Below are 24,940 nucleotides of genomic sequence, written 5' to 3' on the forward strand. Positions count from 1 at the left end.
CGCCGAAATCATGGCCGTACCCGCCAACCCGTTCAAGCGCGCGCTCGCGCAAGACCACCCGCAAATCGGGCTGTGGGCCGCACTCGCCGACGCGTACGTGAGCGAACTGCTTGCCAACACAGGTTTCGACTGGCTGCTGATCGACGGCGAACACGCGCCCAATGATCTGCGCAGCACGCTCGCGCAACTGCAGGCCGTCGCGCCCTACCCCACGCACGCGATCGTGCGGCCCGTGCGCAACGACGCCGCCATCATCAAGCAACTGCTCGACATCGGCACGCAAACGCTGCTCGTGCCGATGATCGAGAACGCCGACGAAGCACGCGCCGCCGTCGCCGCGACGCGCTATCCGCCGCACGGCGTGCGCGGCGTGGGCAGCGCGCTTGCGCGTGCCTCGCGCTGGAATGGTTCGGCCGACTATCTGCATCACGCGGCGGAAGAACTGTGCGTGCTGGTCCAGGTGGAAACGGCAAGCGCGCTCGCCCAGCTCGAAGCGATCGCGCAGGTGGAGGGCGTGGACGGCGTGTTCTTCGGGCCCGCGGACCTGAGCGCTTCGATGGGCCTGCTCGGCCAACCGGGCTCGCCACCGGTGCGCGAGGCGATCTGCAACGGGATTCGCACCGTGCGCGCGCAAGGCAAGGGCGCGGGCGTGCTCGCAGCCGATTCCGTCGTCGCGAACGAATATCTGGAAGCGGGCGCGACATTCGTCGCCGTAGGCAGCGACGTGTCCCTGCTCGCACGCAGCGCAAGCGAACTGGCCGCGAAATTCCGCCAGCCTGCGGCGCGCGGCTAACGCGCGTTCATTCTGCGCTCACTCCATTACGCGCGGGCGGCGCTTCATTCGCCCGCTTCCCCGTGCGCCACGAGCTTGGCCAGCACGCTCGCCAGCACTTCGCGCTCGTGCTCGCTCAGCGTGGCGAGAATCGCCTCATTCGTCGCCTTCGAGATCGTCGCGGCGCGCCGGTAGGTGCTGCGCCCCTGCGCCGTGAGCGCCACGAGCACGCCGCGCGCGTCCGCTTCGTTCGAGGTCTTGGCGAGCAGGCCCTTGCGTTCGAGCACGTCGGTGGCGCGGCTCGCCTGGCTGCGGTCGAGATTCGACACGCGCCCGAGATCCGACACCGACAGCGATCCGAACGCGCCCACGCTGAGCAGCAGCCGCGCCTCCGTGAGCGACAGGGAAAGCGCTGCCTCGAACGCGTCGCCCATCGTGCGATCGGTCTGCTTCTTGAGCACATGGAGCCGGTAGGTGAACAGCTCCGCGATGTTGTACTTCCCCGTCATGGATCTTCCCGCCAGGTTTTCACCGGCCGCGAAATGCGGCCACGGCATCAGGATAGCATCGATGAGAGCCCTTTTCTGCAGGCATTTCATGGAAAATATGATGCTTGCACACGCATTTATTTGCGCGTAGGATCGGCCTGATCTGAGCCCGCCACGAGGAGACATTCATGAATGAAAACATCCAGCGCACGCGCGCCGAATGGTGCGACCCCACGGAATGGGCGGCGCGCGTGCAGCTTGCCGCCGTGTATCGCGTGTTTCATCTGATGGGCTGGACCGAGCTGATCTTCAATCACATTACGCTGCGCGTGCCCGGGCCGCACCAGCATTTCCTCATCAACCCGTTCGGGCTCACGTACGACGAAATCAAGGCCTCGAATCTCGTCAAGATCGATCTCGAAGGCAATATCCTGAGCCCGAGCGAATACCCGATCAACCCGGCCGGCTTCGTGATTCACAGCGCGATTCATGCAAACGTGGCAGACGCGCATTGCGTCATGCACACGCACACCACGGCAGGGCTCGCGGTGGCGTGCATGGAAGGCGGCCTCGCGTATACGAACTTCTATTCGGCGCAGTTGCACGACATGGTCGCGTATCACGACTTCGAAGGCATCACCGTGCACGCCGAAGAAAAATCGCGCATCCTGAAGTCGATGGGCGACAAGCGGCTGCTGATCCTGCGCAATCACGGGCTGCTCTCGCATGGTGTGACCCTCGCGCACGCGTTTGCGCTGCTGTGGACGCTCAACCGCGCGTGCGAAGTGCAGGTCGTGACCGATTCGATGCGCGGCCAGACGCTGCCGATCGCGCCCGCCATCACCGAACGCTCGACGCGCGACGCCTTGCAGTTCTCGCCCGAACACGGCGCGGGCCAGAACGTGCTCGACGCACTGGTCCGCCGTGTCACGCGCATCGACCCGTCCTATCTGGAGTGAAAGTTTGAACACACCGAATCAGAAGATCACCGTCGTCGGCGGCGGTGCGATCGGCGGCCTGATCGCGGCGCGTCTGGCGCGCGCGGGCATCGCCGTGAATCTGCTCGCCCGCGGCGCGCATCTGGAAGCGATTCGCCGCGACGGTCTCACGATCGTCGAAGGCGACACGCGCTACACGCATGCCGTCAACGCCACGAACGACGCCGCCACGCTCGGCGCGCAAGACATCGTCTTCGTTTGCCTGAAGGGTCAGGCGCTCGCCCAGTCGGCCGCTTCGCTCGCGCCGCTGGTGGGCCCGCACACGCATATCGTCTCGGCGATGAACGGCGTGCCCTGGTGGTTCCTCCACGGCTTCGGCGGCACGCACGCGAACGGCCGGCTCGAAGCGGTCGATCCGGGCGGTGTCGTCTCCAAGGCGCTGCCGCCCGCGCAGGCTTCGGGCTGCGTCGTGCATCTGTCGTCGTCGATTGCGGGGCCGGGCGTGATCCGCAAGGGCGGCGGCAATCATCTGATCGTCGGCGAGGGCTCGGCGCACATGGCCGAACGCGCGCAGCAAGCGTGCGATCTGCTGGCCCGGGCCGGCTTCGAGGTCACGAAGGCCGCGCCGATTCAGGCCGATATCTGGGCGAAGCTCTGGGGCAATATGACGATGAATCCCATCAGTGCGCTCACGCGCTCGACCGCCGACGTGATTCTCGACGACCCGCTCACGACCCAACTCGTGAGCGCGGTCATGGTCGAGGCGCGTGCAATCGGCGAAGCGCTCGGCATTCGCCTCGCGATGACCATCGAGGAGCGCAACGCGATCACGCGCAAGCTCGGCGCGTTCAAGACCTCGATGCTGCAAGACGTCGAAGCGCAACGCTCGCTCGAAGTCGAAGCGCTGCTAGGCGCGCCCTATGAACTGGCGCAGCGTGTGGGCGTCGCGGCGCCCTCGCTCGGCATGCTCTACGGTCTGGCGCGCCAGTTCGACGCGAATCTCGAAGCGGCGCGCCAGATACGCTAGCCATCAGTCCTCGAGCGGCTTGCCCGTAAGGTCGCGAATAAACGGCAACGCGAGGCACGAGATCGCCACGCACGCCATCACGTACCACGCAGGCGCGAGCAGATTGCCCGTGCTCTTCACGAGCCAGGTGGCAACGGTCTGCGCGAAGCCGCCGAAAATCGCCACGCCGATGCCATAGACGATCGCCATGCCCGTCGCGCGCACCGCGCGCGGGAACATCTCGGGCAGCATGGTGATGGACGGCGCGGCCTGCAGCCCCAGGAGCACACTCAGGCCGCCTACGGTGATCAAAAGACGCGTGGCGTCCGGGCCGCTCGCGAGCCACAGGAACGCCGGGTAGATCGACAGCAAGACGCCCACGCGCGGCCAGAAGATCAGCGCGCGGCGGCTGAACCGGTCGCAGAGCAGGCCCGATACGGGCGCCACCAGAAAGGTCACGACGCCGGAAACGAGCCCTGCGAGCAAGGCCGTGGGCGCGGGCACCTTCAGTTCGTGAATCGCATACGTCGGCATATAGAACGTGACGACATAGGCCGTGACCGTGGAGCCGATCGTCAGCAGGATGCCGAGCGCCGCGCGCCGCCAGTGGTCGCGCAGCACGGCGAGCACCGGCATGCGCACCACGCTCGCCTGCTGCGGCAATTGCTCGTCCAGACGCCGGCGAATCCACATGCCGAGCGGCGCGATCGCCACGCCCATGAGGAAAGGCACGCGCCAGCCCCAGGCGAGCAGCGTGTCGGCGGCGAGGAAAGTCGTCAGGAGTCCGGCCGTTAATGCGCCGAGCGCAACGCCCATTCCCTGGCTCGCAAACTGCCAGCTGCCGAGCAGGCCGCGATTGACGGGCGTGCCCGCCTCGATCAGCAGCGTGGTGGAAGCGCCCACTTCGCCGCCCGCGGAAAACCCCTGCAGCAGGCGTGCGAACACGATCAACACCGGTGCGGCCACCCCGATCTGCGCGTAGGTGGGCGCGAGGCCGATCAGCATACAGCCCAGCGCCATCATGAAGATGGTGAGCGTCATGGCGGGCTTGCGTCCGGCGCGATCGGCATACGCGCCGATCACGACGCCGCCCAGCGGCCGCATCACGAAGCCCACGCCGAAGGTCGCCACCGAGGCCAGCAACTGCCCGTAGCTCGACATGGTGGGAAAGAACAGCTTGCCGATGGTCAGCGCGAAGAAGCTGTAGACGGTGAAATCGAAGAATTCGAGCGCATTGCCGATCGTTGCGGCGACGATCAACTGCGTGCGGCTCAATTTGCCCTTGCGCACTCCGGTCATGCTGACGCTGTTCATGGCTCTCCTCGTCGGCCTCTGGCGGGCCTGAATGTTGACCGTGCAACGGTAGCACTCGCGCGGGCGCACGCGCCACTGATCAAAACCCGCGTAGGCGACAGACCGCACGGCATTGAAGCGTCCCTTTTATCGGCGCCCCGGCGTGCGCACCTCATCCGCGTTCGTAAGGTAAAAGAGGCATACTCCCGGCATAGTCAGCACTCACGTTTCGCGCGCCGCGCCGTTTTTGGCGGTTCCGCAAACGCCATGCGGGCCACCCACCCACAAAGTGGGCACCAAACTTGCGGCAGCGCGTCGAACGTTCCGACGAATCGGGCGGCGGCAGGCTGTGCGCCGCGCCAACGCGCTTCCCGCCGCGCGTTTCGTCCCGCTGTCTTTTCCTCCGCCGCCACTGAAGGGTCGCCGCAGTCGCGACCCGTAAGCCAATGACAAGGATGTCCCTTTCTTCTGCCTTTCGGTTCCCGCGCGCGTCGAGCCTGCATGCTCTCGTTGCCGTCCTCGCCGTTTCCGCCGGCCTGACGTTAGCGCTCGGCGCGTCGAGTGCGGCGGCGGCGACACCGGCCACCGTCGCCGAAGCGCTCAGGCCCGGCACGAGCCCAGCGCATCCCGCCCAGCCTGCCGCGCCCGCCACTAGCGCCAACGCGGCCAACCCGGCCGCCCCCGTGGCGCTCACGCCCACCCAGGCGCAAGCCGCCCTGCAGGTTCTCGACGATCCCGTGCAGCGCGGCCACATGGAAGACACGCTGCGCGCCATCGCCGCCGCCGGCGCGCTGGCCGTGCCCCCCTCGGCGAGCGCGCCGGCCAGTGCGCCCGCCGCGGCCTCCGGCGCGGCGGCGGCCACACCCGCTTCGGCGCCGCTCGCGGGCGCACTGCGCTCCAACGGTCTGGTCGTGCAGATCGCCGATCACGCCGCGCACGGCGCACGCACGATCGGCCAGCATCTGAACCATACGTTCGCGACGCTGCTCGGCCTCTGGTCCACGCGCAACTGGTGGCAGGACCACCTGAACACGCCGGAAGGCCACGCGCTGCTGCTCGCGCTCCTGCGTGTGCTGCTGCTCACGCTGGTGCCCGCGCTCGCGCTCGCCACGCTGCTGCGCCGCGTCGTCGCCACGCCGGAGCGCGCCATTGCCGCGCATCAGGCCGCGAAACAGCGCGAGGACGCCGGCCCCGCGCAAGGCGGCACACCGACGCCGCAGCCACAAACGCCTGAAGCGACGGGCACGAGCCTCGCGCTCGCCGCGCAGGCGAAAGCCGCCGATGCGAAGGCCGACGCGGAACAGGACGCCCTGCGCGAAGCCGCCGGCATGGAACCGGCCGAGGGCAAGGACGGCAAGGACGATAAGGACAGCGACCCGAACGCCGGCCCCAACGCGAACGCCAGCGCCAACGCCGCAGCGCGCGCCACCGTGGTCGCGGCGCAAGCCGAGGACAACGCCGGCGCCACGCCGAAGACCGCCGCGGACCGCGCGAAAGAGGCGTACCACGCGCTGCGTGGGGCGCATCACTGGCGCCTCTTGCAGCGTCTGCCGGGCGCGTTGCTCGTGATGCTGCTCGAAGTCGTGCCCGTGGTCGCCTTCGGCCTGTGCGCCGCGGGCGTGCTGTCGCTCTTCGGCCCCGACGACGCCGCGCCCGCCGAAGCCGTGGGCCAGATCGTCGATACGTACGTGATCTGCCGCGTGATCGTGATGTTCGGCAAGCTGCTGTTCGCCCCCGACGCCGCCGCGCTGCGCCTCGTGCCGCTGCCCGACGACTGGGCCGCTTACGCGCAGCGCTGGCTCGTACGCATCGTCGTGATCGGCGGTGTGGGCGGGGCGATCGGCGGCGCGGTGCCGCTCGGCATGACCGAGGACGCGCATCTCGCGCTCGTGAAGGTCGTCACGCTGGTCGGCCACCTCGCGCTCGCCGTGATGATCCTGCAGTTGCGCCGCCCCGTGGCCGACGCCATGCGCGCCGCCGCCGCGCGCCATGGCTCGTATGCCTGGTTCATGCAATGGTTTGCCGACATCTGGGTTGGCGTCGCGCTCTTCGTCGTCCTGGCGCTCTGGTTCGTCTGGGCGCTCGATCTGCGCGGCGGCTACGCGGCGCTGCTGCGCGCCGGTGGACTCTCGCTCGTCGTCCTGCTCGCCGCGCGCGTGAGCGCCATCGTGCTGCTCGGCGCGTTGAGCCGCGCGTTCGGCTTGCGCGAGGATCAGGAGAAGATGAGCTTCGGCCAGCGCCGTGCGTATCGCTATTACCCGGCGCTGCGACGCATCGTCGTCGTGGCGATCTGGATCGTCACGCTCGACCTGCTGCTGCACGTCTGGGGCCTGCGTCCCGCACGCATTCTCGCGCTCGCGCCGATGGGGCATCTGCTGGGCTCTGCACTCCTCACTATCGTGATCGCCGTCATTGCCGCCGTCGCGATCTGGGAGTTTGCGAACGGCGCGGCCGAGCGGCGCCTGAACGCCTGGACCGACGCGGGCGACTTCGTGCGCGCCGCGCGTCTGCGCACGCTCTTGCCGATGTTCCGCACCACGCTGCTCGTGTCGATCCTCGTCGTGGTCGGGCTCACCGCGCTCTCGCAGCTCGGCGTGAACACCGCGCCGCTGATTGCGGGCGCGAGTATCTTCGGCGTGGCGCTCGGCTTTGGCTCGCAAAAGCTCGTGCAGGACTTCATCACCGGCATCTTCCTGCTGACGGAAAACGCCATGCAGGTGGGCGACTGGGTGACGGTGGCGGGCGTCTCGGGCACGGTCGAGTTTCTCTCGATCCGCACCGTGCGCCTGCGCGGCGGCGACGGTTCGCTCTACACCGTGCCGTTCAGCTCGGTGACGACGGTGAACAACACGAATCGCGGCATCGGCAACGCGGCGGTGAAGGTGCAGATCGCGCATGGCGTGGATCTGCAGCGCGCCATCGACACGCTCAAGGACATCGGCGCCGAGATCCGCAAGGAAGACGCGTTCAAGAACGGCATTCTCAGCGACTTCGCCTACTGGGGCGTCGATCAGGTGGATGGCGCGGCCGTGACGCTCGTCGGGCAGATTCAGTGCAAGGACTCGGCGCGCTGGGGCGTGCAGCGCGAGTTCAACAAGCGCGTGTTGCTGCGCTTCACGGAACGCGGCATCGAACTGGCGAATCCGCAGCGCAACTTCCTCATCGGCATGGCGCGCGGTGACGATGTCGAAGGGCGTACGTATGGCGACGACGATCACGACGACGACGCCACCGACAACGATCGCGCGCGGGCGCAGGCGCACGGCGCTTCGAAGACGGCTTCGCAAGGCGGCAAGCCGCGCCCTGGCCGCGCCGGTGCCTCGGGCGACGGCAATGGGTCGTCGAGCGGCAAGCCGAATTGATGCATCGACACACTAGCCGGTGCGCGCCTTACGCGCGCCGGCCTCACCCGTCGCTTCACTCGGCCGATCTCCCGAAAAGTCTCACCGATACGCCGCAAGCCACCTCGCGGCGCAACGCTGGCAGGGTAAAGTTCTCCGTCTAATCAAGGGTCTGCGAGCGGTGGCATGGTGCGCCGCACGCGCGGCGCGGTGAGTCCCGAAGAAGCTCACCTTTGCCTCTGCCTTCGCAAATTGTGGAGTCGTCCATGCCGAAGATCGACATCGCGAGCGTGCCAAAGCGTCAGGGCACCGGCTATCCCGCGCCATTCGACGCGCCATGCGCCGAGCGTATCCGCCAGCGGCTCGGCGACGCCGGCGGTCTGCGCGACTTTGGCGTCAACTTCATGCACTTGCCGCCGGGCAACTGGTCGAGCCAGCGTCACTGGCATTCGGACGAAGACGAATTCGTCTACGTCGTCGAAGGCGAGTTGACCCTGATCGAGGACGATGGCGAAACCGTGCTGCGCGCGGGGGACTGCGCGGCGTTTGCGAAGCACTCCGGTAACGGGCACCACATGATCAACCGGTCGGATCGCGTCGCCGTGTATCTCGAAGTCGGCTCACGTTCGCCGGCAGACGTCATCACCTGCTCCGACGTCGACATGATCAGCCCCAGCAGTGACGGGCGGTTTCTGCACAAGGACGGCACGCCGTACACCGGCGCCTGAAATGCCATACCGGCAGCGAACCGGGACCCAGGCGGCGCGCCCGATATAATCGATTTGCCATTCAACGAGGACATCTCATGAAATCACTGATTGCCCTGGTCGCCGCTGCCACCGTTGCAACGACCGCGTTCGCCGCCAACCCCATCGACAAGTTGCCGTCGGGCGTCGTCGTCGAACACATCAAGCAAGGCACCGGTCCGCAGCCTACCGCCACCGACGTCGTGCGCGTGAACTATCGCGGCACGCTCGCGAACGGCACCGAATTCGACAGCTCCGACAAGCATGGCGGGGCGGCGACCTTCCCGCTCAATCGCGTGATTCCGTGCTGGACCCAGGGCGTGCAGAAGATGAAGGTCGGCGGCAAGGCGAAGCTGACCTGCCCGGCGGCGACCGCTTATGGCGATCGCGCGGTCGGCCCGATCCCGCCGAACAGCGACCTCACGTTCGAAATCGAGCTGCTCGGAATCGGCCAGTAAGGCCAGCAGATTCTGCAGGCAAAAAAACGGGCGGTTGAGGTGTCACCCTCGCCGCCCGTTCTTGTTTTTGCAAGGGCGCAGGCGTTACGCCTCGACGTCCTCGAAACTGAAGATTTCCGACTGGTCGTTGTACGAGAAGACCTCGCCGTAACGCGCCCACTCGATCACGGTATCGAGCGTTTCTTCGGCGTCGACATCGGAAAGCACGTCCTCCAGCTCCTGCTCGAAGCGCACGCGCGGCGCACGATGGCCGGGCCGCTCGTCGAGCACTTTCTTGATCCGCGCCGCGAGCGGCACGTTGCGCAGCAGGTGGTCGGCGAACATGAGCTTGCGCGCCTGCGTGCCCATCTCCGCAAACACGCGTGCGGGCGGCGTGAGCAGCACATCGCCTTCGCGCACGTCGGCGAAGCCGAGCTGCTGCAGCATTTCCACGATCGGGAACAGGTCGTCGACTTCCAGATGCAGCGAGCGCGCGATTTCCGGCATGTCGGCGCGGCCGTGATACGGCGCGGCCGCCAGCGTCTCGATCAGACCCGCCATGATGTTGGTCGACACGTCCGGCAGACGGCTGCCCACTTCGAGACGGCGAGTCGTGGCCTCGGCGGCTTCGCGCGCCGTCATCTTCGCGTAGATGTCGTCGACGAGCTTGCGGAACGCCGGGTCGAGACGGTTGCGCGGATGCTTGAACGGCACCTTGATCTCGGCCGACACGCGCCCCGGATTCGACGACAACACGAGAATGCGGTCGCACATGAACACCGCTTCCTCGATGTTGTGCGTGACGATCAGCACGGACTTGATCGGCAAACGCCCTTGCGTCCACAGGTCGAGCAGGTCGGTACGCAGCGTTTCGGCGGTCAGCACGTCGAGCGCGGAAAACGGCTCGTCCATGAGCAGGAGCGTCGGGTCGACCACGAGCGCGCGAGCGAAACCCACGCGTTGGCGCATGCCGCCGGAAAGCTCACGCGGATACGCGTTTTCGAAGCCGTCCAGACCGATCAGGTCGATGGCCGCAAGCGCGCGCTCGCGCCGCTCGCGCGCGCCCACGCCTTGCGCTTCGAGGCCCGCTTCCACGTTCTGCAGCACGGTGAGCCACGGGAATAGCGCGAAGGTCTGGAACACCATCGACACGCCTTCGGCGGGTCCTTCGAGCGGCTTGCCGAGCCAGTTCACCTCGCCTTCGGTCGGCTCGATGAGCCCGGAGATGATGCGCAGCAGCGTAGATTTGCCCGAGCCGGAACGGCCCAGCAAGCCGACGATCTCGCCCTCGCGCAGCGTGAGGTTCACATCGTCGAGCACGAGGCGCTCGTCCTCTTTCTTCGCGAAGCCGCGCGAAACATGCTTGACGGCGAGCACTTCCTGGCCGGGAGCGGGCCGCATCGGCAGCAGATCGGATGAGACGATTTTCGGATTCAGCATAATGTCACTCCATCTCAATCGAGGCGCAGCCGGGACTCGGCGTAGGCATACAGCGGACGCCAGAGCACGCGGTTGAACAACGTAACGAACAGGGACATCATCGCGATGCCCAGAATGATCTTCGGGAAGTCGCCGGCGGCGGTCGTTTGTGCGATGTACGCGCCGAGGCCATGCGCGACGACTTTCGTGTCGCCCCACTGCACGAACTCGGAGACGATGCTCGCGTTCCATGCGCCACCGGAAGCCGTGATCGCGCCCGTGATGTAGTACGGGAAAATGCCCGGCAGCATGGCCTTCTTCCACCATTGCCAGCCGCGAATGCGGAAGTTCGTGGCCGCTTCCTTGTAGTCGTTCGGATACGCGCTGGCACCCGCGATCACGTTGAAGAGGATGTACCACTGCGTGCCGAGCACGATGAGCGGCGAGAGCCAGATGTCCGGGTTCAGGTGAAAGCGCACGATCACGATCACGAACACCGGGAACAGCAGGTTCGCCGGGAACGCCGCGAGAAACTGCGCGAGCGGCTGGACCTTCTCGGCGAGCGACGGGCGCAGGCCGATCAGCACGCCGAGCGGCACCCAGATCACCGAAGCGATGGCGATCAAGAGCAGCACGCGCAGGAGCGTGATGAGGCCGAGCACGAACACGTGCCAGACTTCATCGAGCGTGACGCCCGTGCGCACATAGGCCACCACGCGCCACAACACGAACACGGTCAGCGCGATCACGAGCACGGCCCAGACGATGTCGCCGATGCGCGAGCGCTTGCTTACCGTGGTCACGACAGGCAGCGCCTTCGGCAATTGCACTCGGAACGGCACGCGTGCGAGCGTGGCGAGCAGGAAGCCCATCGGCACGAGCAGGCGGTGAATGAGGCGCGTGCGGCGAATCAGGTCGAGCAGCCACGACTCGGGGGCATCACCAGAACTTGTCGTCTCCATGCGGAACTTGTCGGCCCAGGCCACGAGCGGGCGGAACAGGAGTTGGTCATAGGCGAGAATCACGACGGTCATCGCCAGAATTACCCAGCCCACCGCGTGCAGGTTCTTCTCGGTGATGGCCTGTGCGAGATACGCGCCGACACCCGGCAGCGTGATCGTGTTGTTGCCCACCGTGATGGCTTCGGAGGCCACCACGAAGAACCAGCCGCCCGACATCGACATCATCATGTTCCAGATGAGGCCCGGCATCGAGAACGGCACTTCGAGCTTCCAGAAGCGCTGCCAGCCCGTGAGGTGGAAACTTCGCGAGACTTCGTCCAGATCGCGCGGCACCGTGCGCAGTGACTGGTAGAAGCTGAACGTCATGTTCCAGGCCTGGCTCGTGAAGATCGCGAAGATCGCCGCGAGTTCGGCACCGAGCACGCGCGAGGGAAACAGCGCGAGGAAGAACGTGACCGTGAACGAGATGTAGCCGAGCACCGGCACCGACTGCAGGATGTCGAGAATCGGCACGAGCACCTGGCCCGCGCGGCGGCTCTTCGCCGCGAGCGTGCCGTAGACGAGCGTGAAGATCAGCGACGCCACCATCGCCGCGAGCATGCGCAGCGTGGTGCGCATGGCGTACTCGGGCAGGTTCGCGGGATCGAGCGAGATGGGCTGCGCCTTCAACGTGGCGATGGGCGCCATCGTTTCGTGAAAGCCCACGGCCGCCATCGCGATCAGGCCGATCATCAGCGGGAACGCCACGAAGTCCCAGCGGTTCGGCAGCACGCGCCACGCCGAGGCGTTGGCCGTGCGGTTCAGGTTGAAGCTGAACTCCATTAGCGGCCTCCGTTGGCGAGTACAGGCGTGGGCACGAGCACGCCGGCGCAGGCGCGCGCTGCGCGGCGGGTCGTTCGCAATGTGTGGTTGAACTGGTTCATGTCGAAGCACCGGCGATGAGTTATTGCGCGAATCCCTCGCGCAGCGCGTAGGGCCGGCCCGGCCGGCTGGGCATACGCGCGGGGATCCGTTACTGCTTGTCTGATTCAGACCCGAAACACGCGCGCTCGCAGGTCTCGCCAGCGCGCGGCGAGTTGCGATTCCCGGCAGGGCGGCGGGGCGCTCGCACGCTCACGCGCGCCGAGCACATCGGGATGGAGGGTGTGCTGCGTTTGCTGCAGTTGCGACAGATGCGGCAAAAGAAGGCCGAAGTTCATACTGGTTCTCCTGGCGTCGCGGGGGACGCGTTGAGGAGGAAAGCCAGCAGACCCGGCAGAGCGCTTCGTTCAGCGCGCGGCGGCTCGCGTCTGCCCGCTTTCCTCAGTGCAATTCAAAAGGAAGCGGCATAACGGATAACTGTCACTGTCAGACATCGGAACTCCTTATCGTCACGGCGGCTGACCCCAGGGCTTGCATCGAGCCGGTGGCTCGAACGCGAAGCGGCTTCAAGGGCTGCAAAGCGCGCATGTGTCGATCCGCGCGTCGCGCGCAGGGCGCAACGAACGAACCGTGCCGCAAGCGCACATCGATCAGGGCGGGCTTACGGCGCGATGTCGGCCATCCGCGGCGCTTGATACGGTCAAGGCGCTGCGGCGTCGGTCGACGCTATTCAAGAGTGCACGAGGATTTACTGCTGGACGCGCACCATCTGCCTGGCTGGCAAGACGGCGGCTGAAAGAAAGGGAGCGCGGACGTCCTGCCGGTCAGGCAGCGAAACTGTTCGAAGATCGACAACTGCTACTGTCCAAGGCGTCAGCCCCTTTTGTTAAGACGGGCGAATTTTAGGCGCGCCACCTGTCCGAAGTCAACACGATTCGCGTCCCGCGTCAAATCTCGTGCCAATGTCGCCACAGCGCCCGCCGGCGGCCCGCGTCGGGCTCGCCCCAGGTTCGCTCCAGCGCATCCCAGGCTCGACCGGAGCGGCCATGCACTTTTTGGGGATACATCGCCGGCGGCCTTCCGTCCATCGCCTCGATCCGGCTCGTCTTTCGAAGAGGGATCGTTCACTTCACCATACTGCCTGCTGCCCACTGCTTCTGTGCGGCGACGGTCATTCCACCTCGCCGCAAGGGGCGTACCCGACGTGCCCCATCCCTCACGTCACGCGCTCTTGCGCAAGGCCTGCTGGCTGGCATCGCCCGCGCCCATGCGCTCGAGCCGCTCGCTTGCCTCGGTCAGCGCCCACAGCGGCGCGCCTTGCAGCTGCCGGTCGTACACACTCACGAGCTGCGCAACCGCCTCGAAGCCCGCTTCGTCCAGCTGCCAGCCGCCGCCCGTGTTGCCGCGCTCGAAGCAGGCGATCAGCGCGGCATCGGCCGCCCGCACCTGTTCCGGTTCGAGCACGCCATATCCGGCCTCCGCAATCGATTGCGCGAGCACGTGAGCATGGAGCAAGGCGCGTGCGTCGGCGCCGGTGCCGCCGCGGCGCAGCGCGGCGAGCGCGAGATGTACCTGCAGCGCGAGCTCGTTGGCGACCGCGCGCGGGATCGGCAGCAGCATCGACTTGCTGCGTCGGGGGCGACCGGCTTGCGAGCGCTGCGGAAAAGGGATGGTCCTGGCCATGGAAGGGCAAGTAAGAGTCTGTTCCGTGCAATAACGGCACGGCGCGCCGAAGGTTAAGCGCCGACCCTCAAATCGAATGTAACGATCAGTGACAGACATGCGCCGCGCATCGCCTGATGGGCGGGCAAGCGGCTGGCGGCGGCCGGCTCAGCGCGGTTCGCGCTCGCCCCTGCCCTCGGCGCGCCGCGCGGCCATGAACGCCTCGATGTGGGCGATGGCCTGCTCGCACTGCTCGAGGCTCAGGAGGTGGATCGACGGATTGGGCAGGTCGAAGCCCAGCTCCTCCCCGAGCCAGCGGATGGCCTTGCCGCGCGCTTCGAAGGCGTTGACCTTGTCGCGCCGCATCTTCGCGGCCACCAGCGGTTCGAGCGCGTCGTGCAGACGGCTCTTGGCGTCGCGCAGGGCGGCGTTGGCAAGCCGGCCGAGCGGGACGTTGCGCGTGCTGCGCGCGGGCACGCCGATCCAGGCCTCACAGGGCGTGCAGACCCAGAGCGGGCCATGATCGTCGCGATACGGGTAGGCCTCGTCGGCAAAGCGCGCGAGCACCGCTTTCGCGCCGCAGTAGTCGCACAGCGGCTGCGGCAGCGCCTTGACGGGGCGGCCTACGCGCATGCGGCGCTCCTCGGGGCGATGGTCGATGGATGCATGACTTGATGGGTGGATGAGAAAAACGGCGGTCCGCTACTTCCGCTGCGGCGAGCGGGCCCTGGAGCAAGGATAACGGCAAACCCCGGCGCGCGGCAGCGGCGGGACGGGGCGCCGCAGGCGGCCGCGCGCGATCAGTTCGCGCTGGCGGTGGCGTGCGCCTCTTCGCGCTCGAGCGAGCGCGTGTCGCGCAGGGCCGGAAAGAGCCGCATCCACAGCAGCGCGACGCAGATCGTCGCCACGCCGCCCACCAGCACGGCACGCTGCGCGCCCCACCAGCCGGCGGTGAGCCCCGACTCGAACTCGCCAAGCTGGTTCGACGTGCCAATGAAAAGCGAATTGACCGCGCTCACGCGGCCGAGCTTTTCATCGGGCGTGCGCAGCTGCACGAGCGACGTGCGCACGACCACGCTCACCACGTCCGACGCGCCCAGCACCGCCAGCGCCATCAGCGACACGACGATGTTGTGCGAGAGCCCGAACGCAATCGTCGCGCAGCCGAACACGATCACGCCGCCGAACATCGCAAGACCCGGCCGGCGCCGCAGCGGAAAGTGTGCGAGCCAGATCGAGCCCGCCAGCGCGCCCGCGGCCGTCGCCGAGCGCAACAGACCGAGCGCGATGGGCCCGGCGTGCAGGATGTCGCGGGCGAACACGGGCAAGAGCGCCGTCGCGCCGCCGAACAGTACCGCGAACAGATCGAGCGACAGCGCGCCGAGAATGACGGGCTGCGAACGGATGAACGCGATGCCCGAGAACACCGACTCGAGCGTGACGGGCGCACGCGCGGGCGGTTTCGCGCGCAGCGGGATCGTGCCCGAGAGCGTGGCCGCCGCCGCGAACGCGAGCGAGCAGGCCGCGTAGGCCGGCGTCGCGCCGATGCCGTACAGCAGGCCGCCCAGCGCCGGGCCGACGATGTTCGCGGTCTGGTTCGCCGAGGTCGACCACGCGGTCGCGTTCGGCAGCTGCGAGCGCGGCACGACGCCCGGCAGCAAGGACGAAATGGCGGGCGACTCGAACGCACGCGCTGCGCCCACGCACGCGGCGAGCGCGTAGATGAGCGGCGCGCTCAGCCAGCCGCCGACGGTGCCGGCCGCGAAGGTCAGCGCGGCGGCGCATTCGATGAGCTGGCAGACGGAGGCGATGCGTCTGCGGTCGTAGCGGTCCGCCACGTGGCCGACGACGAGCGTGAGGCAGAACATCGGCAGGAACTGCGCGAGGCCGACGAGACCGAGCGCGAACGCGCTATGCGTGAGCGCGTAGATGTGCCAGCCCATGGCGACGGCGAGCATCTGGAACGCGAGCGACGACAGCACGCGTGCGCCATAAAAGCGTTGGAAACCGCGATTGCGCGAAAGGCTGGGCGGGTCGTCGGACGCCGCCTCCGGAGAAGGTGTGGTCATTGAACAGCGGGAAAAAGCGAAAAATCGGGTGCGTGCGCAACGAGGCGCGAAGGGGGAATTTTAGTTCATGCGACGTGGCGCCACAGAAACACGGGGCCGCGCGATTCATGCGCTCCCTCTCTGAATCGTTATATCCTATAGAATACATCGAACGACCATCCAGCAGACGGAGGCAGGAATTGGCGAGTAGTCGGCGCCTCGTAAGCGCAACACCGGCACCATCGATACGGCGGGTGCGTCGCGCACCCGCGCGGGCCGGCGCGGACGGCTTCGCGGCCACGATCACGACGCTGCGTCCCGCGTCAGGGCACGAGCGCGCGGAACTGATCCGCGACCTGATCGACGCGTTCCGGCGCCTGCGCAACAGCATCGAGCGCTTCGAGCGCATGCTCGCGCGTGGCGAAGGCGCTGACGGTCGCGGCATGAGTGACGCGCACGCGGCGCCAGCCGGGGCGTCGCTGCAACCGCTCCTCGTCGCGCTCTCTCGGCGCATCGATCTGGCCCGCTTCGCCCACCAGCGCGAACTCAAGCGCGCGATTCGCGACGCGCGCCGCCTCGACAAGACGCGCGATGCGCTTTTCAGCGACGCGTTCTGTCTCGATACCGAAGCGCTGCGCCGCACCGTGGCCGAACTGGAGCGGCTCGATGCGGCCTTCGTCGGGCTCGGCGTCGAGCACGTGCTCGCGCAGCATGCCAACGCGGCCGAAGCGCACTGTGAAACGCTTTCACGGGAGGCGGCCGCGGGCCGCTCAGTGACCAAAGCCGTCACCGCCACCGCCGTCGAAGCGACGCTCGTGCGCGAACCCGCCGCCTGATCCGTGTCCCTGGCCGCCATCCGGCCTTCGTTATATTCCATGGTATATTGCGCTGTCGGCGCGCCTAGCCGGGGGCGCCTGGCCGGGTCGAGGCACAGCCGCCGCACGCGCCCATGCACCGCCCCGCGTTCCGCAGTGGATCAGAGGTCACCATGCACGCACCGCCGTTCCGCCTCGCCCGCACGCCGGGCGGCATACCCGCCGAAGAGACCACGCTGCGCGGCCTGACGAGCGCAGACTGCTGCGGCCCTTCGCAAGCCGAATTCGCCCGCGCGCGGCAGCGCACGCGCCTCGTCGAACTCGACGCCCATCTGCATTGCTCCATCATCGGCACGTGCCTGAGCACGCACGAGCTGCGCAAGCTCGTCCCGAAATTTACCCGGCTCGACGCCCAGCGCGCGAGCGATCTCGAGATCCACCACGCCGCGGTCGAGCTGGCGATAGAAGGCGGCGCGGGCGGCAAGGCACTGCAAAAGGCCCTCGACACACGCTATGCCGGCGCGGTGCGCCGTTTCGCCAGTGCACGCGACACGCAGGCCGTGCTCGCGCTCTGGAACGAAGCGCTCGCGAACGGCGACATCCCGCCCGCGTACTGGGCGGTGATGACACATCCGGCCACGACGATGGAGGTGCGCCAGGCCGCGTTCGGCGAGCTGCACATGCTCTCGCACCTGGTTGGCGCGGCCAATCGCGCGGACTTGCGCCGCCTCGTGGCGCTGGAAGCAGAAAACGCCGAACTCCGGGCCAAAATCGAGCGCCAGCAAGCGCGTCTGCACGAGATGAGCCGTGAGCGCGACGCCGCGCGCCATGCCCTCGATGCGCAAACCGCGCAACTGGCGGCGCAGCGCGAGACGACGACGCAGCACGCGCAGCTCGAAGCGCTGCAGGAAGCGCTCGCGGCACGCGACGCGCGGGTCGCGCTGCACACGAGCCGCCGCGAGATCGCCGAGCAGCGCGCGCATGCCGATGCCGCCGCGCTCCACACGCTGCGCGCGCAGCTCGACGAAGCCCACGCGCTGATCGACGCCTTGCGCGCCGAAGTCCACGCGATGGAGCAGACCACGCAGGCGCACGAAGACCCGCAGGCCCAACGCGCGCTGCCCGAGGATGCGCTCAAGGGGCGCCGGATCGTCTACGTGGGTGGCAGGCCGGGTTCGAATCACGCGCTCAGGCGCTGGGTGGAGTCGGCGGGAGGCGAGCTGACCGTGCACGACGGCGGCATGGAAGATCGCAAGGGCCTGCTCGCCGCAGCGCTCGCCAACGCGGATCTCGCGGTGTTTCCCGTCGACTGCATCGACCACGATTCGATGAGCACGCTCAAGCGCGTGTGCGAACGCCACCAGGTCACGTGGCACCCGTTGCGCACGGCGAGCCTTGCCAGCTTCGTCGAGTTGATGATGCGGCTACATGCGAACACGACGCCGACGCTTGCGGCGGTGCCCGTTTCGCGTTTCTGCCTGCGCCACGGCTAGGCGCCTGGCGTTGGCGGCAGTGCGCCGCCGCGTCACATCACGTCAGATCGCATCAGGATTTCACGAGTTTGACGAGTGCTTCGATCTCGGCCTCGCAGACCGCCGCGGCGCGCGCCTCGATGCTGCGATACAGGCGCACGATCTCTTCGCCCACGGGCGTGAGCATGCTGCCGCCGCCGCTCTGCCCGCCATGCTCCGAGACCGTGGCCGGCGACTCCAGCGCGCGGTTGAGTTCATCCATCAGCAGCCACGCGCGACGGTACGACATGTTCATGCTGCGCGCCGCAGCCGAGATCGAGCCATGCTCGCGAACGGCCTCGAGCAGCGACACCTTGCCTGGACCGAGCGCGATCGTGCCGTCCTGAATGATGCGCATGCGAAAACGCACCTCGGGTCGGGCCGGTTGCTGCGCCTGGGCGGGCACGCGAGCGTCTGCGCGCGGTTGGTCGTTGGGGGACTTGGTCATGCGCGCAAGGATACACGATGCGTGCCGCACCCCGTTCCCCTCTGGATGGCTAATGACCAGCAGGAAAACAGAAGCCGAAGTCCTCGCAGCCGGGGCAACCGGGCGCCGGGCCCGGCGTGGCGCCCGATGCCAGCGCGAGTTCGCGCGCCAGCAGCTTCTTCCAGCGCAAGCCTTCCACGTTGCGCGCCACGACTTCGGGGAAAAAGCGCTCCAGCATGCCTGTCACGTCATCGCGGCCACGCAGGCCGAGATCGCGCCACAGATGATCGGGGCGCAGGCACGCGTGGGCAATGATCGCGGCGAGGCAACGCACATCGTCGGAGTCTGCTTGCGGTGCGGCAAGCGCCACGAGAAAGTCATGCATTGCGGTGGCGAATGCAGCCTGCGACGCATCGGCCATCACGTGCGTGTGCGGCGCTTCGCTCGTCACCGCACACACGAAGTGCCGCGCCCCGAGCGCGTCGATCTGCGCGCGCGTTAGACCGAGCAACGGCAATTCGCCGCGCACCTCGCGCGCCGCGACGAGCCGTGCGAAGAGCCAGGCATCGGGCGTGCGCGGCGCCTCTGGCGCCCCCGTCAGGGCGTCGCTGCGCGCGGCGGCCAGCGCATCGACATTGCGCGGCGGCGCGCCGGAGTCCTGACTGCCTTGAGTCATTGCGTTCACCTGCGACCGAAGCCGCGTATCAACCGTCTACGCCGACGATCACGCTCGATGCCTTGAAGAGCGCCGCAGCCTGCTTGCCCGCCGCGAGGCCGAGACGATCGACGCTGTCGTTCGTCACGATGGCCGCGATCTGCGCGCCGCCCGGCGCCGCGAGCACGACTTCCGCATTCACCCCGCCCTTCGTAACCGACGAAACCGTGCCCGCCACGACATTGCGCGTGGACACCTTGCTCGCGTCGCCGTCGACCATCAGGATCACCGACGATGCTTTCACCAGCGCGAAGGCCGGCTTGCCAGCGGCGAGACCCAGCGAAGCGGCGCTGCCATGCGTGATGATCGCGACGATCTCGAGGCCGCCGTCGGCGCGCAGCGTGACTTCGTCGTTGACAGCGCCGGCCTTGACCGCGCTGATCTGACCAGAGAAATGGTTACGGGCGCTGGTACGCATGAGGTCCTCCACAATTGAACAGGACAATGAGCCGGGAAAAGACTGGACTGACAGTTTAGCCGTGTCAGTGTGACGCGCACGCGCACTGATCACCAAAATAGCCATTTGAATCAGCACATGAATACAGCAGTCCATCGTAATATATTGGCCTTTATAACGCACGGGGTATCGAACATGTTTATCCGCAAGCTGGTGGCTTCAGTCGTCGTGATGAGCGGTGTGATGGGCGCGATGGGTGCGAGCACCAACGCATTCGCCGACGAATCCGATGTCAACGTGCTCTATGCAGGCTCGCTCGTGAACCTCATGGAGAAGAGCGTGGGCCCCGCGTTCGAAAAGGAAACGGGCCTGCATTTCAAGGGCTATGCAGCCGGCTCGAACAAGATCGCCAATGAGATCAAGGGCAAGCTGCGCCGCGGCGATGTGTTCATCAGTGCGAGCCCGAAGGTCAACGCGAGCCTGACGGGCGAGGCCAACGGCAATCACGTTACGTGGTACGTGAATTTCGCCGAATCGCCGCTCCTGATCGGCTACAACCCGAAGAGCCGTTTCGCCGGCGACTTCAAGACGAAGAAGTGGGATCAGGTGCTGCAGGAACCGGGCATCCGCCTCGGCCGCACTGATCCGAAGCTCGACCCGAAGGGCGCCTTCACCGTCGAGCTCATGACGAAGGCCGCGCAGGCGTACAACCAGCCTGACCTCGTGCAGAAAACACTTGGCACGCCGGACAATCCCGAGCAGGTGCTGCCGGAAGAAACGCTCGTTGGCCGTCTGCAGTCGGGTCAGCTCGACGCGGGCTTCTTCTACTCGACCGAAACGTCCGACCTGAAGATTCCGGCGATCCACCCCGCGCCCGAACTGAAGATCAAGGCGAACTACACGCTCACGATTCTCAACGACGCACCCAACAGCGCCGGCGCGGCGCGCTTCGTGAACTTCCTGCTCTCGGCAGAAGGCCGCAAGCTGCTCGCCGAGCACGGCGTGGATGTGACGAAGCCTGCCGTCAACGGTCAGACCCAGGCGATCCCGCCGTCGGTGCAAGCCGTAATCGACGCCGCACAGCAATGACACAAGCCCCGCAACGTGCCGAACAGGTTGCCGTGAAACGCTCCCAGCCGCTCTGGTGGCTCGGCGCGCTGCTCGCGGTCTACCTGTGCGCGCCGTTCGTTGCGAGCCTTCCGCAGATCGGCCAGGCGGACTGGGCCGGCGTCGACTGGCACGCCACCTGGTCGGCGGTGGGCGTCTCGGTCGCGAGCGCGAGCGTGGCCGCGCTCATCATCCTGGTGGGCGGCGTGCCGCTCGGCTACTGGCTCGCGCGTTCGCGCGCGCGCGGCATTGCCCTGCTCGGCTTCGTCGTGCAGTTGCCGCTCGCGCTGCCGCCGCTCACGAGCGGTGTGCTGCTGCTGTTTCTCATCGGGCCGTATAGCGGCATCGGCCAGCTCTTCGGCGGCTCGCTTACCGACTCCTTCACGGGCATCGTGCTCGCCGAGACCTTCGTGGCCGCGCCCTTCCTGATCGTCGCGGCACGCTCGGCGTTCAGCGCCGTCGATCCCGTGTACGACGACGTCGCCGCCACGCTCGGCCATCACGCCGCCAGCCGTTTCTTTCGCGTTACGCTGCCCATAGCGTGGCCCGCCATCCGCGCGGGGCTCGCGCTCGCCTGGCTGCGCGCGTTCGGCGAATTCGGCGCGACCGTGATGGTCGCGTATCACCCGTATTCGCTGCCTGTGTATACCTACGTCGTGTTCGGCGGCCAGGGCCTGCCCGCGATGATGCCGCTCCTGCTGCCGACGCTCGGCATTGCGATCATCTGCGCGGTGCTCTCCGTCTATAGCCGCAGCGCACGCTCGACGCTGGCGGTGAACGTGGACAACGGCGACGAACTCACCGCTATCACGCCGGCCGCCACCGCGGCCGAAAACGCCGGCCTGCGTCTCGCCTTCGCGGCGCGCCGGCAACTCGGCGCATTCACGCTCGATGTGGCGTGGCAGCCGCAAACGCGCCGGCTCGCGATCATCGGCCCTTCGGGCTCGGGCAAGTCGCTCGCGCTGCGCATCATCGCCGGGCTCGAGCGCAACGACGCGGGCTCCGTCACGCTTGGGGCAACCGACCTCGGCGCGCTGCCGCCCGAGCGCCGCCAGATCGGCTACATGCCGCAGGATTACGGGCTCTTCCCGCACATGACGGTGGCGCAGCAACTCGCGTTTCCCGTCGATGCCGACGCGGCCAGCGCACGCTACTGGCTCGCGCACCTCGGCCTCGACACGCTCACCGAACGCCTGCCTCGCCAGCTCTCGTTCGGCCAGCGCCAGCGCGTAGCGCTCGCGCGCGCGCTCACGCGGCACACGCAACTGCTGCTGTTCGACGAACCGTTCGCCGCGCTCGACACGCCGCGCCGCCGCCGTCTGCAGCAGTCGTTGCGGGCGCTGCAACGCGAAGTCGGCGCGGTAACCGTGATCGTCACGCACGACCCCGATGAAGCGGCGCTGCTCGCCGACGAAGTGCTCGTGATCGAACAGGGAAGCGTGCTGCAGGCGGGCACCGTGGCCGACGTGTTCCGGCGGCCCGCCACACTGCGCGTGGCCGAACTGCTCGGCCTGCACAACGTCGGCGAGGGGATCGTGCGTGCCGGCGGCGCGATCGAAACGCCGACGGGACTGCGCCTGCCCTGCGCAGATACCTCGCTTGCGGTGGGCACGCGCGTAATGTGGCGGGTCTCGCCGCGCGCGCTCGTCGCGACGCAGGAAGGCGCCTGGCAAGGGCGTATTGCGGGGACGTCGCTGCGTCACGGCGACCGCTACGTTACCGTCGAGATCACCGGAGAAACCTTCGATATCGCCGCAGAAGATGCGCCGGCATCGCATACCGGCGAGCTGCGCTTCTCGATCGACGCGAACGCCGTGCTTGCCTGGCCGGCGTCGCAGGGCGCCTGATTCACGCCTCCTGAAAACGCTCACCTTTCGCGCCGACGGACCTGCACCGTTGTCGCGGCCGATGACAAAAAAGCCCCGGCTAAAGGGGCTTTTTGCGTAAACGGTTAGCGATTCGATACGCCATTTCGCACCGTTGCTCACGGTTCCCGAAAACGCTCACCTTTTGGCATCTCGCGCTCGAGCACGCAAGGTTTCGACTGCGAACACCTGGTAGTCGGCAATATTCGCATCCCTTAACCTGGGACTACCAGGAAAATCTTGCGCGCTGGAACCAGGTTCTCCTGTCCATCGGGATCACGAAACTTCCGCAGCCGATCGCGCGCGACGGTGATTACGGCACGCTTCGTCGACGAACCGTCGCAAAGCCACGCGCACGGCTCCCGGATCTTCTCACCTATGACCGCGGCACCATGCTCAGATCATGAAGCGGCTGTCTTCCACGAGCACGCGCGGCAACGGTTGCAGGTCGGTGCGCGCAAAGCGCACCAGGGAGAAGGCGCGCAAACCTTGCGGGCTCGACGGCAGCCGAGCGAGCGGGAACATGATCGAGGCGCTGTTGCCCGGGCCGCCGTTCGCGAGCAGGACATTCATCGGACTCAGGCAGATCTCGCGCATTTCGACGTTCGTGTATTGCGCGGGATTCGCGAGCACCCTGCAGATCACCGTGAGTTGATGTTCGAGCGCTTCGCTCTTGAGGCCGAGCGCGGCGATCTCGCTCTCGTTCTGCGCAATCTGCGCCTCGACCTTCGCCACTTCGGCGACGTTTGGCACGGCGTGCTCGCCCAGCATGCGTTGCGTCCCCGCGCCGTGGCGCGTGAGCAGTTGCAGGCGCGTTCTGAGCAGCGCGCGCTCCTGTTCCAGCACGTCGCGGCGCGACTCGTCGGCGCCGATCTGCTCGAGGCCTTCCAGGGCGATCTGCTCGACCACGCGCTGCACGATCTGCTCGCGAAGGTCGCTTTCGGTTTCGCCGCACACGCGCACCTGATGATCGTCGAAGCTCAACGTCGTCTGCATGACATCGGTGTGCACATCGTCGCCATGCTGCTCAGCGCCGAAGGCGCGCCGCTCGTTCAGGGCCATGCCGAGCACCGCGTAAGTCTCGCGCGCAAGCGGATGACTCTCGAACCAGGCATGCAGCTCGGGCGAGCGGCTCAGCACATGGCCGACCTCGTCGGGCGCGGCAAAAAACGCGTGAATATAGGGGTCGCTCGACCACGTGGCGGCGCTCGCTTCGCGCGCGGGCGGCATACGGTCCACCACCTCGCGCACATACGCGACCGATTGCGCGAGCGCGGGGGCAAGCCGTTCGCGCCACTCGGGCACGAGCTTGAGCGTCGGGCTGAGCACGAGCAGACGCCCGATCAGCGTCTGGATTTGCGGCGATTCCGGCACCTGCTTCGCGCGGGCGCGCGGCCAAAGCCTGTCCAGGATACCCATGGATTAACTCCGTTGCAGACCGCTCGGACACGGCGGCGGTGAAGCGCAGGGCGCACAACGAGGCCTCTTGTCGCGAATGACTATACCGCGAATCACGACCCACCCGCGGCGACGCTGCCGCAACGCAGCAACGGCCCGAATTGCGTTCATGCTCCCGAAAACACTCACCTTTGGGTTGCGCAACACGTGGCACATAGCCCTCAATATGGCCGTCGATGTGCGAAACGGTGCGACGAAAAATCGCGCGGCGCACACCGCAGTGAACTTACGCTCCCGCACACGCTCACCTTTGGTTTTCTTTGCGACGCCCACCCTGCTACGCAGGTTTGTGCAGTGCTTCACCCCGACCATTCCCGTATGTACTCACCGTTGAGCATTGCGGCGCGATGACTACCCCCGAATATCCTCACCCACAGACAGTACGCGAATATTCATCTGCATTCCGAATCAATTGGTCGACTAACGCGATTCCATCGTCGGCTTTCCTCTGCCTTTCAGCGACCGTCGCGCACGCAACGAATCGCGATGACATGTCAACGAGGCGTTTCAGGCACGCCAATTGCGCAGGGGCGCACGGCGCGTGCACCGCGGCCTCGGGAAAAACCCCGCTTGCCGCGTGCGCAAACCGCGAAGCATCAAGCAGAAGCGACCTCGTCACGCGTTTTAGACGGTTCGTTCAATTGACAGTGGTCAATGTCATGATCCAATCTT

The 24,940-nt window shown here is 67.0% G+C and carries 22 protein-coding genes; 10 read left to right on the plus strand and 12 right to left on the minus strand.

Annotation, left to right across the window (positions count from 1 at the left end; translation table 11 throughout):
* Positions 1-10: 10 nt before the first annotated feature.
* On the plus strand, positions 11-793 hold the full coding sequence (gene hpaI / locus AB4Y42_RS33755; protein WP_368696558.1) for a 4-hydroxy-2-oxoheptanedioate aldolase: 783 nt from the start codon (positions 11-13) through the stop codon (positions 791-793).
* A gap of 44 nt (positions 794-837) precedes the next feature.
* On the opposite strand, the gene AB4Y42_RS33760 is transcribed toward hpaI, so the two are convergent.
* A complete protein-coding gene (locus AB4Y42_RS33760) occupies positions 838-1,281 on the minus strand; it encodes a MarR family winged helix-turn-helix transcriptional regulator (RefSeq protein WP_368696559.1) in 444 nt (147 codons plus the stop codon).
* A gap of 167 nt (positions 1,282-1,448) precedes the next feature.
* Between AB4Y42_RS33760 and AB4Y42_RS33765 the strand changes: the two genes are divergently transcribed.
* Together AB4Y42_RS33765 and AB4Y42_RS33770 are read left to right on the plus strand one after the other, a co-directional pair.
* A complete protein-coding gene (locus AB4Y42_RS33765; protein WP_368696560.1) occupies positions 1,449-2,219 on the plus strand; it encodes a class II aldolase/adducin family protein in 771 nt (256 codons plus the stop codon).
* Positions 2,220-2,223: 4 nt separating this feature from the next.
* Positions 2,224-3,225 carry a 2-dehydropantoate 2-reductase gene (locus AB4Y42_RS33770; RefSeq protein ID WP_368696561.1) on the plus strand — a complete coding sequence of 334 codons (1,002 nt, stop codon included), beginning with the start codon at positions 2,224-2,226 and terminating at the stop codon, positions 3,223-3,225.
* 3 nt (positions 3,226-3,228) lie between these two features.
* Here AB4Y42_RS33770 and AB4Y42_RS33775 read toward each other — a convergent pair whose 3' ends face one another.
* Entirely contained in the window at positions 3,229-4,518 is a 1,290-nt protein-coding gene (locus tag AB4Y42_RS33775) for an MFS transporter (RefSeq protein ID WP_368696562.1), read from the minus strand.
* 434 nt (positions 4,519-4,952) lie between these two features.
* Here AB4Y42_RS33775 and AB4Y42_RS33780 point away from each other — a divergent pair, with 434 nt between their 5' ends.
* The 3 genes from AB4Y42_RS33780 to AB4Y42_RS33790 all read left to right on the plus strand — a co-directional run bounded on the left by AB4Y42_RS33780 (position 4,953) and on the right by AB4Y42_RS33790 (position 9,042).
* On the plus strand, positions 4,953-7,859 hold the full coding sequence (locus AB4Y42_RS33780; RefSeq protein ID WP_368696563.1) for a mechanosensitive ion channel family protein: 2,907 nt from the start codon (positions 4,953-4,955) through the stop codon (positions 7,857-7,859).
* A 245-nt stretch (positions 7,860-8,104) separates the two neighbouring features.
* Complete coding sequence (locus AB4Y42_RS33785) at positions 8,105-8,566, plus strand: cupin domain-containing protein (protein WP_368696564.1); 462 nt, start codon at positions 8,105-8,107, stop codon at positions 8,564-8,566.
* 77 nt (positions 8,567-8,643) lie between these two features.
* Positions 8,644-9,042 (plus strand): FKBP-type peptidyl-prolyl cis-trans isomerase, encoded by a 399-nt coding sequence (locus AB4Y42_RS33790; protein ID WP_368696565.1) that lies wholly within the window; start codon positions 8,644-8,646, stop codon positions 9,040-9,042.
* 84 nt (positions 9,043-9,126) lie between these two features.
* Here the strand turns inward: AB4Y42_RS33790 and AB4Y42_RS33795 are convergent, their stop codons facing one another.
* The 6 genes from AB4Y42_RS33795 to AB4Y42_RS33820 form a co-directional block, all read right to left on the minus strand.
* Positions 9,127-10,461 carry an AAA-associated domain-containing protein gene (locus tag AB4Y42_RS33795; RefSeq protein WP_069261521.1) on the minus strand — a complete coding sequence of 445 codons (1,335 nt, stop codon included), beginning with the start codon at positions 10,459-10,461 and terminating at the stop codon, positions 9,127-9,129.
* A 14-nt stretch (positions 10,462-10,475) separates the two neighbouring features.
* Positions 10,476-12,224 carry an ABC transporter permease gene (locus AB4Y42_RS33800; protein ID WP_368696566.1) on the minus strand — a complete coding sequence of 583 codons (1,749 nt, stop codon included), beginning with the start codon at positions 12,222-12,224 and terminating at the stop codon, positions 10,476-10,478.
* A 206-nt stretch (positions 12,225-12,430) separates the two neighbouring features.
* Positions 12,431-12,601 (minus strand): hypothetical protein, encoded by a 171-nt coding sequence (locus tag AB4Y42_RS33805; RefSeq protein WP_368689152.1) that lies wholly within the window; start codon positions 12,599-12,601, stop codon positions 12,431-12,433.
* An 883-nt stretch (positions 12,602-13,484) separates the two neighbouring features.
* Complete coding sequence (locus AB4Y42_RS33810; RefSeq protein ID WP_368689151.1) at positions 13,485-13,883, minus strand: hypothetical protein; 399 nt, start codon at positions 13,881-13,883, stop codon at positions 13,485-13,487.
* Between the two features lie 210 nt (positions 13,884-14,093).
* Entirely contained in the window at positions 14,094-14,558 is a 465-nt protein-coding gene (locus AB4Y42_RS33815) for a zinc-finger-containing protein (protein WP_368689150.1), read from the minus strand.
* A gap of 167 nt (positions 14,559-14,725) precedes the next feature.
* A complete protein-coding gene (locus AB4Y42_RS33820; protein ID WP_368696567.1) occupies positions 14,726-15,994 on the minus strand; it encodes an MFS transporter in 1,269 nt (422 codons plus the stop codon).
* A gap of 233 nt (positions 15,995-16,227) precedes the next feature.
* Here AB4Y42_RS33820 and AB4Y42_RS33825 point away from each other — a divergent pair, with 233 nt between their 5' ends.
* Both AB4Y42_RS33825 and AB4Y42_RS33830 read left to right on the plus strand, forming a co-directional pair.
* Positions 16,228-16,809 (plus strand): hypothetical protein, encoded by a 582-nt coding sequence (locus AB4Y42_RS33825; RefSeq protein ID WP_368696568.1) that lies wholly within the window; start codon positions 16,228-16,230, stop codon positions 16,807-16,809.
* A gap of 152 nt (positions 16,810-16,961) precedes the next feature.
* A complete protein-coding gene (locus AB4Y42_RS33830; RefSeq protein ID WP_368696569.1) occupies positions 16,962-18,281 on the plus strand; it encodes a DUF2325 domain-containing protein in 1,320 nt (439 codons plus the stop codon).
* Between the two features lie 52 nt (positions 18,282-18,333).
* On the opposite strand, the gene AB4Y42_RS33835 is transcribed toward AB4Y42_RS33830, so the two are convergent.
* From AB4Y42_RS33835 to AB4Y42_RS33845, 3 genes are all read right to left on the minus strand, one after another.
* Positions 18,334-18,657, minus strand: a complete 324-nt coding sequence (locus tag AB4Y42_RS33835) for a winged helix-turn-helix domain-containing protein (protein WP_133183914.1) — start codon at positions 18,655-18,657, stop codon at positions 18,334-18,336.
* A 139-nt stretch (positions 18,658-18,796) separates the two neighbouring features.
* Positions 18,797-19,402: a nitrogen fixation protein NifQ gene (locus AB4Y42_RS33840; protein WP_368696570.1), complete on the minus strand. Its 606-nt coding sequence runs from the start codon at positions 19,400-19,402 to the stop codon at positions 18,797-18,799.
* A gap of 28 nt (positions 19,403-19,430) precedes the next feature.
* Complete coding sequence (locus AB4Y42_RS33845) at positions 19,431-19,859, minus strand: molybdopterin-binding protein (protein WP_368696571.1); 429 nt, start codon at positions 19,857-19,859, stop codon at positions 19,431-19,433.
* Positions 19,860-20,081: 222 nt separating this feature from the next.
* On the opposite strand from AB4Y42_RS33845, the gene AB4Y42_RS33850 reads away from it, so the two are divergent.
* Both AB4Y42_RS33850 and AB4Y42_RS33855 read left to right on the plus strand, forming a co-directional pair.
* The gene (locus AB4Y42_RS33850; RefSeq protein ID WP_368696614.1) at positions 20,082-20,927 is read left to right on the plus strand and encodes an extracellular solute-binding protein; all 846 of its coding nucleotides are present in this window, start codon (positions 20,082-20,084) and stop codon (positions 20,925-20,927) included.
* A gap of 32 nt (positions 20,928-20,959) precedes the next feature.
* Complete coding sequence (locus tag AB4Y42_RS33855) at positions 20,960-22,792, plus strand: ATP-binding cassette domain-containing protein (protein WP_368696572.1); 1,833 nt, start codon at positions 20,960-20,962, stop codon at positions 22,790-22,792.
* A 414-nt stretch (positions 22,793-23,206) separates the two neighbouring features.
* Here AB4Y42_RS33855 and AB4Y42_RS33860 read toward each other — a convergent pair whose 3' ends face one another.
* A complete protein-coding gene (locus tag AB4Y42_RS33860) occupies positions 23,207-24,229 on the minus strand; it encodes a hypothetical protein (RefSeq protein WP_368689142.1) in 1,023 nt (340 codons plus the stop codon).
* Positions 24,230-24,940 lie beyond the last annotated feature (711 nt).

This window comes from Paraburkholderia sp. EG286B, from assembly GCF_040965655.1.
Classification (GTDB): domain Bacteria; phylum Pseudomonadota; class Gammaproteobacteria; order Burkholderiales; family Burkholderiaceae; genus Paraburkholderia.

Bases quoted from the DNA above. Each gene is read 5' to 3' on its own strand.
- hpaI (WP_368696558.1), top strand. From the start codon at position 11: ATGGCCGTACCCGCCAACCCGTTCAAGCGCGCGCTCGCGCAAGACCAC.
- AB4Y42_RS33760 (WP_368696559.1), bottom strand. From the start codon at position 1,281: ATGACGGGGAAGTACAACATCGCGGAGCTGTTCACCTACCGGCTCCAT.
- AB4Y42_RS33765 (WP_368696560.1), top strand. From the start codon at position 1,449: ATGAATGAAAACATCCAGCGCACGCGCGCCGAATGGTGCGACCCCACG.
- AB4Y42_RS33775 (WP_368696562.1), bottom strand. From the start codon at position 4,518: ATGAACAGCGTCAGCATGACCGGAGTGCGCAAGGGCAAATTGAGCCGC.
- AB4Y42_RS33780 (WP_368696563.1), top strand. From the start codon at position 4,953: ATGTCCCTTTCTTCTGCCTTTCGGTTCCCGCGCGCGTCGAGCCTGCAT.
- AB4Y42_RS33785 (WP_368696564.1), top strand. From the start codon at position 8,105: ATGCCGAAGATCGACATCGCGAGCGTGCCAAAGCGTCAGGGCACCGGC.
- AB4Y42_RS33790 (WP_368696565.1), top strand. From the start codon at position 8,644: ATGAAATCACTGATTGCCCTGGTCGCCGCTGCCACCGTTGCAACGACC.
- AB4Y42_RS33795 (WP_069261521.1), bottom strand. From the start codon at position 10,461: ATGCTGAATCCGAAAATCGTCTCATCCGATCTGCTGCCGATGCGGCCC.
- AB4Y42_RS33800 (WP_368696566.1), bottom strand. From the start codon at position 12,224: ATGGAGTTCAGCTTCAACCTGAACCGCACGGCCAACGCCTCGGCGTGG.
- AB4Y42_RS33805 (WP_368689152.1), bottom strand. From the start codon at position 12,601: ATGAACTTCGGCCTTCTTTTGCCGCATCTGTCGCAACTGCAGCAAACG.
- AB4Y42_RS33810 (WP_368689151.1), bottom strand. From the start codon at position 13,883: ATGCTGCTGCCGATCCCGCGCGCGGTCGCCAACGAGCTCGCGCTGCAG.
- AB4Y42_RS33815 (WP_368689150.1), bottom strand. From the start codon at position 14,558: ATGCGCGTAGGCCGCCCCGTCAAGGCGCTGCCGCAGCCGCTGTGCGAC.
- AB4Y42_RS33820 (WP_368696567.1), bottom strand. From the start codon at position 15,994: ATGACCACACCTTCTCCGGAGGCGGCGTCCGACGACCCGCCCAGCCTT.
- AB4Y42_RS33830 (WP_368696569.1), top strand. From the start codon at position 16,962: ATGCACGCACCGCCGTTCCGCCTCGCCCGCACGCCGGGCGGCATACCC.
- AB4Y42_RS33835 (WP_133183914.1), bottom strand. From the start codon at position 18,657: ATGCGCATCATTCAGGACGGCACGATCGCGCTCGGTCCAGGCAAGGTG.
- AB4Y42_RS33840 (WP_368696570.1), bottom strand. From the start codon at position 19,402: ATGACTCAAGGCAGTCAGGACTCCGGCGCGCCGCCGCGCAATGTCGAT.
- AB4Y42_RS33845 (WP_368696571.1), bottom strand. From the start codon at position 19,859: ATGCGTACCAGCGCCCGTAACCATTTCTCTGGTCAGATCAGCGCGGTC.
- AB4Y42_RS33850 (WP_368696614.1), top strand. From the start codon at position 20,082: ATGGGCGCGATGGGTGCGAGCACCAACGCATTCGCCGACGAATCCGAT.
- AB4Y42_RS33860 (WP_368689142.1), bottom strand. From the start codon at position 24,229: ATGGGTATCCTGGACAGGCTTTGGCCGCGCGCCCGCGCGAAGCAGGTG.